This window comes from bacterium (assembly GCA_019695305.1).
Lineage (GTDB): Bacteria > UBA10199 > UBA10199 > UBA10199 > JAIBAG01 > JAIBAG01.
The window spans coordinates 1-7,854 of record JAIBAG010000051.1; the positions used below are offsets into that span (position 1 = coordinate 1).

Below are 7,854 nucleotides of genomic sequence, written 5' to 3' on the forward strand. Positions count from 1 at the left end.
GACCCTGCCGTAGCCGAACGTTATGGTGCAGAAGCCCGCGCTGTTTTTGAAGGCCGTGAAGCTGCTACTCAATATGCCAGTGCTTTGGGTGTTGAAGGTACCGGCGAGGGTGGAGCTATCACTGGAGATAATTTTAATGAACCTATGACTAGTACCATGGAGCGCGTATTTAACCGTTATCCTGGTGGTATGAATGAACAACAATTTACTGAGCTTTATTCACAAATACATGCTGACGATAGAGATGCTCAGGGGAATCCAATACCTGCTGATCAAATGACAACTGCTGCTGGTCAGGCTTGGGATAAGCTGCACGGAACCTTCGGCAGTGGTAGGGCTGAGGAAGCTTTAAAGTGGGATACATTCAGTGGAATTGCAGATAACAATACCGATAAAAAACAATTTATTGCCGATTGGACGCAAGCGCGTTCTCGTGCTGAACGCGATTGGGATAAATCTACGCAAGCTGCTGCCCGTTTAACCCGTGCCGTAGAAGGCTATAAGGCCGATGATCCGGCTAGTGAAATTTTGTTAAAAAGATCACTTGGTGAACGTGTGCCAGCTGGTAAAGTGTTAAAAACGGGAATGAGTACTGTAAAAGATTGGTTTACTGGAGGCTCAGGCTTTATTAACGAAGGCGCCGGTTTAATTAGTGCAGCACCAACAGGTATTGCAAAAGGTATTGATGCTTGGAATAGTATTGGCACTGCCATCCGCAAAGGTACCGGTGAGGATCGTATTGAAGCCCGTGCCAATGCCGTAATTGGAGAAATAAATACCTCAGGAAAAGATCATCGTTCTACATTTAGAACGAGAGCTGACGCTTCTATTACGGCCTTAAGAACAGCGCGTGATAAAATTGGTTCAAAAGAAGGTCCTGCTAAAAAAGCCATGACGGCAGCTATGTCGGCCCAAGGTGGTGGTCAGGCCGGCTTGAACGCTAGCGAAACAGCTAAAGAAGCCAGATCTAAATTGAGCCATTCTCCACGCGGCGGTGGCCCAATTAGAGGCGGTGGACGTCCTGAAAATGCTTTTAATAGATTTAGCGAAACAGAAAAACAATAATATTCCCCCTTCCTAATCTAGTAAACCTCCTTTAAAATAGACGGTATATGTCTTTACCCGTCTCTAATACACCGCGTCAAAAAAAGTTGGCTATTGTGCTCTCGGGCGGCGGTGCGCGTGGAGCTTATGAGGCGGGGGTTATTCATTACATCCGCACCATGTTGCCGCCGCACATTGCCAAAAAGAGGCATGTGGATATTTTAGCCGGTTCATCCATTGGCGCTATCAACACCTGCTTTATGGCGGCTACCGCGCATAACCTTGAGTTTCAAGGGCAACAGGCTTATACCATTTGGAATAATCTTAATCAAAATAATGTGTACCGTCGCGGGGTAGGGAGCCTCACTGCATTTTTAATGCGCAGTTTTTTTGGTATCATGCGCAATATTTTTTCGCGCGGGAATAAAAATTTAAATCAGGTGCAATTAAATCGTATTCATTTTTCGGGCTTTTTAGATACCACGCCCTTGCCGCGCTTGTTGCACAGTATTATTCCGTGGCGGCAAATTCCCGTTAATATTCAAAATGGCCATATTAAAGCTGTAAGTCTTACCACCACCAATATTCATTCGGGAGTGATAGAACATTTTATTCAAAAGGATAATTCCATTGTGTATACAGGTCGTCATAAGGCGCATTATGTAAATTTGGATGTGCGTCATACACTGGCATCCTCGGCTATTCCAGTTTTGTTTCCACCGGTGCGTATTGGTAACGATTACTATTGCGATGGTGGTTTGCGTTTAAATACGCCTATGTCGCCGGCTATTCATATGGGGGCTGAAAAGGTATTGGTGATTGGACTTCATCACAAAAGTGAAAGCGCCGAAGCGCCACAGTTGCCTGTGGTAGATTTAAATCCGCTGTACCCGTCGCTGGGTGAATTGATGGGTAATATTTTAAAAACAGTTTTGGTGGATAGGTTAGAATACGATTTGGCGCAGTTAGCGCGCATTAACCAAATTATTAATGCCTGCAAAGAAGCCTTTGGCTCCGATTTTTTAGAAAAGCTTAACGGATACATGGCCGAGCATGGCAAGGGAAACGAGTTTGGTATTAGAGGGCTCACACAAATAGAAGCGCTGGGTATTTTTCCTAGCCGTGATATTCGCAAGGTTTTTTTTGAATGTGTGGAGCAAAAGAATTTTTTAAGACAAAACACCAGCTACTTTGAGCGCTTTTTACTAAAAGCTTTGGATGTAGATTTAATGAGTGGACTTGATTTTTTAACCTTTATTTTATTTATTCCGGCGTATCTTAAAAAGCTGCTTGAATTGGGTTTTGAGGATGCGCGCGCCAATCACAATAAACTGGTTTCATTTTTTGAAGATTAAGCTCCCAGCTCTGAACAAATCATCGATAATTTATCTTCTACGTGTTCGGTTTTAAGTGTGATGGGCAATACGCCAAATTTAAAACTGAGCATGTAGTTTTTGTTACCCACGCTTAAAGGTTGTGCGGCCAAAACACGCGACAAGCGTTTCCAAAATACTTTTGATTCGGCTACGGTTGTGTGTGGCAAAAGAAGTCCCAAATGTTTTTCATCGTAACGGCATACAATATCCGATAAGCGGATATTTTTTTGAATAAGCTTGCCCAATTCTTTAAGCACATTTTCGGTGCTTTCGCTGCCGTAGCGTTCTGTAAGCATGTCCCACTGTTCGGCGGTAATCAGCGCCACGCACACCGGAAATTTATAACGGCGGCTGCGTTCTAGCTCTTCGTTTAGCCGCATAAATAAATAGTGTTTGTTAAAAAGACCGGTAGAGGGATCGTGCAGGGGGGCTTCCATTTGTGTGTTAAGGGCCGCCCATTTGCTGTTTTCAAGCGCGCGTACTACAGCCAGTTGAAGAAGAGCGGGGGTTAGTTCTTCTTTATGAAGGCGCTCTGTATTTTTAAGCTTTTTAAGGGGCGTATCTTTTTGAGCCAGAAGAAAAACGGGAGTCTTTTTTTTATGTTTTTTAAGATCGCGATCAATTTTTAAATGAATGTCCAGTTCCCAACCGCTTTCATCCACCAAAATAATATCCATGTCGTGCGTGTTGATAAACTGGAGGCTTTCGGTTTGATTGTTAATAAAGCACAAATCAAAGCCGTTTAAACCCTGGATAAGCACGCTTTTAAGATGTTTGGGGATATTAACCGCCAAGACCTTCCGCATCAAAATAGTATATCAAACCTAAAAGCATTTCAGGACCTAAAATTTTGGCCTTTTTACGCGTTGCGTTATGAGGGTTTTTACTTGATGTTAGCAAGGAAGCTGAGTATTTCATAAGAAGAATTTTGGTCCCCTTCGTCTAGTGGCCCAGGACGTCGCCCTCTCACGGCGAAAACACGGATTCGAATTCCGTAGGGGGCAAGAATAACCCACCTCTGTCTCCTCCCTTGCTTTAAGGGAGGAGGACTTACTTACAAAATTGTGCAGATGTCCCTCCCCCTTAGAGTAAGGGGGAGGACAGGAGGGGGTTACTCTTTCTTCCAACAATTGATTCTCATTTCTCCGATAATCCGCTATTATTTTCAATTCATGACCAAGCTAGATGGCCAAATTTTAGGCAATAATATTAGGGAAGGGATTATTCGTTTTGACGATGCTTCGCCGCTATTGGGGCGGGTTACAGGCCTTACCAATGTGGGAAGAGGGCGTTCTAAAAATCAGGATGCTTTGTCGGTACACATGCTTCCCGATCGTTTAGTATTGTGTGTTGCCGATGGTTTGGGTTGTTATGAAAATTCCGAGAAATCGGCTTATCATGCGGTTACTTCTGTGCCTCAAGATTTGGCCGAGGGTATCGATTTTGTAAACAGCTGTGGCGATGTGCATCATGAACTACTCAATTATTATCCGTATCTGCAAAAAGGCTATCCCAAATTGCCATCCCAAAAAGAAGACATGGGGGCTACCACTTTAGTGTCTGCCGAAATTTTGGGAAACCGCCTGACTATTGCCAATATCGGCGATTCACGGGCGTATCTCATCCGCGATAATAAAATTATTTTCTCAACGCGCGATCAATCTATTTTAGGCCTTATGTTTTTAACGGGAGAAGTAAAAAAAACGGATAACTGGCGTAAAAATCCGTACCGCAGTGTATTGCTCAATGCTTTAGGCAGCCCCGAAAAAGAATTTGATTATATTGTGAATGATAAAATGGTGCCTAATCCCACCGGTTTTCCGCTTTTAGAAACCATGGAAATTAAAAAAGACGATTATTTGCTTTTAGCCAGTGATGGTTTTTATATGAATTTAACTGAAACTGAAATTGCCAACGAATGTCCCAGGCATCATCATAATCCTGAATGGTTTACCGATAAAATTTTACAGGTCATTAAAAACGGAAAAACAACCGAAGGCATTGAAGCTACGCACGATAATTTTACTTTCCTTGTTTATAAGCATTTGTAGATGTGGCTAACCATGAAACATGGATTAACCCCGAGTAGTAAAGGAGTTTTGCTGTGATTGATTTTTATGCAGTAAATGCCTTGAGCTCTCAATTACTTATTCCCATTTTTATTGCGCATGTAGTTGTTGTTTTTTTAGGATCTATAGGGGTTAGGCGAGGTATTGTTTCTAAAAAAACGGCTTTGGTTGTGGTCGGTATCTGGGGTTTCGTCTTTTTTTGTTATATATTTTTTTTAGCGCAATCGAAGAATTTGATTGATAATGATCGGTTGCAAAAATTTATTTCACTGACGAAAAGTGCCAAGTCGATACAGCTTGTGTATAGCCCGAAAGGGTTAATTACTATTAGGAATATAGAGGATATTGTCAGTTTAGGCCAAACGATTGAGCGTGCAGAAAGAAACGGTCCGCATCACAGTTATGCTATTCACAGGATAAAACTCTTTTTTCCCGATTTGGAATTTATTTATGTTATTGGCCAGGATAGTGATAACAAAGATGAATACCACCTTTTTCTTAATTGTAAGGATTGTGCCGACCAAACAGCGTACGAGGTTGCTCAGTTTTTTTCGCCAGAACTGACACAATGGTTTAAACGGCAAGATGTAGAATTTAACGAGAAAAAATAAATTACACGCTAAAATTTTTATCAATCTCCGGACCGGGGCCGCCGATGTTGATCGTGGGCATTTTCTTTTTAATCTCGTCTGCCTGAGCCGCTACTTTACCGGCAATTTCTAAAAAGCGTTTTGATTGTGCAGCTCCCGGATCGCGCACTACAACGGGAATACCGTCATCGCCACATTTGCGGGTTTGTTCTTCCAGCGGAATTTCACCCAGGAAAGGAACTTCCAAAACTTTGGCTTTATTTTGAGCGCCAGCGTGCGAGAAAATATCGGTGGAGTGATTGCAATGAGGGCACACAAAGGTGCTCATGTTTTCGATAATACCTAAAATATCTATGTTCACCTTGCGGAACATGCTCACACCTTTTACGGCATCAGCGAGTGCTACATCCTGCGGGGTGCTTACAATGACTACACCCGTTACACTTAAAATTTGGGCTAAACTTAATTGGATATCACCGGTTCCGGGAGGGAGATCCACTACTAAATAATCCAGTTCGCCCCACGACACATCACTTACCAATTGCTGAAACATGCGGCTTACCATGGGGCCGCGCCATACAACGGCGTCCTCCGGTTTTACAAAAAAACCAAAACTCATCACCGATATGCCGTGCTTGGGAATAGGTTTAAACTTTTTCTCATCGGCCATGACAGGATCTTGGCCTTTTAAGCCCAGCATAATGTGCTGAGAAGGGCCGTAGATATCGGCATCTAATAAGCCCACCTTGTGGCCTAAGCTGGCTAAGGCACAGGCTAAATTAACAGAAACGGTAGATTTACCAACGCCACCTTTACCGGAGGCTACGGCAATGACCGCACCAAATTTGTTTGGGGGAAGAGTATCACTCATAATGTGAGTGCATCTCTAATACAACGAATAGCCAAGTCAACATCCTCTTTTGTGGTGGATTTGCCCAAGCTCATACGGATGGAGGAACTAAGCCGGTTTTGATCTTGCGTGATGGCACTCATCACATGCGAGGGAAGACCCGAGCCGGAAGCGCAGGCCGAGCCGCTGGAAACAGCAATTTGTGGCATACGCTGGATAAGATCGGTATTGGTAACCCCACCTAGACTAAAATGAATATTATTGGGCAAGCGCATGGTGGGATGCCCGTTAAGCGTAAATCCTTTAAGAGAGGAAAGCTCTTTAATCATATAATCCCGTAGCTCGGTTAAGCGTACACTTTCGGTTTTGTAATTGATGAGTGACAATTCGAGCGCGCGCGTTAACCCCACAATAGAGGCTGTATCTAGCGTGCCCGAACGCATTCCTTGCTGATGGCCCCCACCATGAAAAAGTGGTTTGATAGACGATAATTTTACGCGAGGCCCCAGCACCAGTGCGCCTACTCCTTTAGGGCCGTAAATTTTATGGCCCGAAAAACTCATCATATCAAAAAGTAAATCGGTATACGAAAAATGGATTTTTCCAAGTGCCTGTACGGCATCGGTGTGAAACAAAATATTTTTTTCACGGCAAATTTCGGCAATTTCCCTTATGGGTTCAATAGTTCCAATTTCGTTATTGGCAGCCATGATACTGATCAAGGCTGTTTCGGGTGTGATGGCGGCTTCCAGATCGGCTGGTTTTACTAAACCGTGTGCATCCACAGGAAGTATGGTGAGGTGGTGTCCTTCTTTTTCAAGAGATTTCGCCACCTCTAAAATAGAACGATGTTCTGTTTTTTGCGTGATAAGATGAATTTTACTTTTAGCTCCGTGGGCTAGCCCTTTTAAGGCTAAATTATTAGCCTCGGTGGCACCGCTGGTAAAAATAATATGATCGGGATGAGGGAAATTTAAAAGCTCGGCTATTTTTTTGCGGCAATGATCGATAGTAACTTGGGCTTCTAAACCATAAATATGTGAACCGCTCGACGAATTACCAAATTTTTCGGTAAAGTAGGGAAGCATGTCGGCCAAAACCGCCGGATCAAGCGGGGTAGTGGCATTATAATCGAGATACAGCGGGCGTTTCATGGGTATTAGTGTACAATGAAGAAATGGAAGTGGGAAGAGCTAGAACAAATTTAATTTAAGCCGGGCTGCTTCACTCATTTTGTCTTTATCCCAGGGTGGTTCCCAAACCAAATTTACCTTGGCGCTTTTTACACCTTTTACCCCCATTACTTTTCCTTCAACTTCGGGTGGGAGTGAGCCGGCCACCGGGCAAGCGGGAGAGGTGAGGGTCATATCAATTAAAACATTATTTTCAGGGTCTAAATTTACATCATACACAAGCCCCAGCTCGTAAATATCCACGGGTATTTCCGGATCGTAGATTGTTCGGAGAGTTTCGATAACGGCATCTTTAATGGCCGCTTGGTCTGTTGTTTGTTCGGTGCTCATATTATTCTGTACTTACCGGTTCATGTTTATTTTCAAGTGCTGCCTTGAGAGTATGCCAGGCCAGGCTTGCACATTTAACACGCATGGGAAATTCTTTGACGCCGGCAAAAATTTCTAATTTACCCAAAGTAGAGGCTGGAGTTTCATCCTCGCCTGTTACCATGCGGTGAAAATCTTCAAATGTTTTTAAGGCGTCAGTTTTTGTTTTACCCTTTAAAGTTTCTGTCAGCATCGAAGCCGATGCCGTAGAAATAGCACAGCCTGTTCCTATAAAACTTAAATCTTTGAGTGTGTCGCCGTCCATTTTTATAAATACGGTCAGCTTATCGCCGCACAGCGGATTATGCCCGTCCATGGAGCAGGTACACTCCCCCATGGTTTTAAAGTTACGGGGGTTTTTGG

9 protein-coding genes and 1 tRNA gene are annotated in these 7,854 nt (G+C 43.5%); 5 read left to right on the forward strand and 5 right to left on the reverse strand.

Annotation, left to right across the window (positions count from 1 at the left end; genetic code table 11):
* Both K1X76_12780 and K1X76_12785 read left to right on the forward strand, forming a co-directional pair.
* Nucleotides 1-1,065, forward strand: a 1,065-nt coding sequence (locus K1X76_12780; GenBank protein MBX7149937.1) for a hypothetical protein, incomplete at its 5' end; no start/stop codon positions are given.
* A 47-nt stretch (nt 1,066-1,112) separates the two neighbouring features.
* Entirely contained in the window at nt 1,113-2,399 is a 1,287-nt protein-coding gene (locus K1X76_12785) for a patatin-like phospholipase family protein (GenBank protein ID MBX7149938.1), read from the forward strand.
* On the opposite strand, the gene K1X76_12790 is transcribed toward K1X76_12785, so the two are convergent.
* Nucleotides 2,396-3,214, reverse strand: a complete 819-nt coding sequence (locus K1X76_12790; GenBank protein MBX7149939.1) for a diguanylate cyclase — start codon at nt 3,212-3,214, stop codon at nt 2,396-2,398. The genes K1X76_12785 and K1X76_12790 overlap by 4 nt on opposite strands.
* Before the next feature lie 137 nt (nt 3,215-3,351).
* Here K1X76_12790 and K1X76_12795 point away from each other — a divergent pair.
* The 3 genes from K1X76_12795 to K1X76_12805 all read left to right on the forward strand — a co-directional run bounded on the left by K1X76_12795 (nt 3,352) and on the right by K1X76_12805 (nt 5,100).
* Nucleotides 3,352-3,424, forward strand: a tRNA-Glu gene (locus K1X76_12795).
* A 168-nt stretch (nt 3,425-3,592) separates the two neighbouring features.
* Nucleotides 3,593-4,471, forward strand: a complete 879-nt coding sequence (locus tag K1X76_12800; GenBank protein MBX7149940.1) for a serine/threonine-protein phosphatase — start codon at nt 3,593-3,595, stop codon at nt 4,469-4,471.
* A 53-nt stretch (nt 4,472-4,524) separates the two neighbouring features.
* Nucleotides 4,525-5,100: a hypothetical protein gene (locus K1X76_12805; protein ID MBX7149941.1), complete on the forward strand. Its 576-nt coding sequence runs from the start codon at nt 4,525-4,527 to the stop codon at nt 5,098-5,100.
* A 1-nt stretch (nt 5,101) separates the two neighbouring features.
* Here the strand turns inward: K1X76_12805 and K1X76_12810 are convergent, their stop codons facing one another.
* The 4 genes from K1X76_12810 to K1X76_12825 form a co-directional block, all read right to left on the reverse strand.
* Nucleotides 5,102-5,950 (reverse strand): Mrp/NBP35 family ATP-binding protein, encoded by an 849-nt coding sequence (locus K1X76_12810; GenBank protein MBX7149942.1) that lies wholly within the window; start codon nt 5,948-5,950, stop codon nt 5,102-5,104.
* On the reverse strand, nt 5,947-7,083 hold the full coding sequence (locus K1X76_12815) for a cysteine desulfurase (GenBank protein ID MBX7149943.1): 1,137 nt from the start codon (nt 7,081-7,083) through the stop codon (nt 5,947-5,949). The genes K1X76_12810 and K1X76_12815 overlap by 4 nt, the downstream gene beginning before the upstream one ends.
* A gap of 39 nt (nt 7,084-7,122) precedes the next feature.
* A complete protein-coding gene (locus K1X76_12820) occupies nt 7,123-7,452 on the reverse strand; it encodes an SUF system Fe-S cluster assembly protein (protein ID MBX7149944.1) in 330 nt (109 codons plus the stop codon).
* A 1-nt stretch (nt 7,453) separates the two neighbouring features.
* Nucleotides 7,454-7,854: SUF system NifU family Fe-S cluster assembly protein (locus K1X76_12825; GenBank protein ID MBX7149945.1), on the reverse strand; the 401-nt coding region annotated here is incomplete at its 5' end.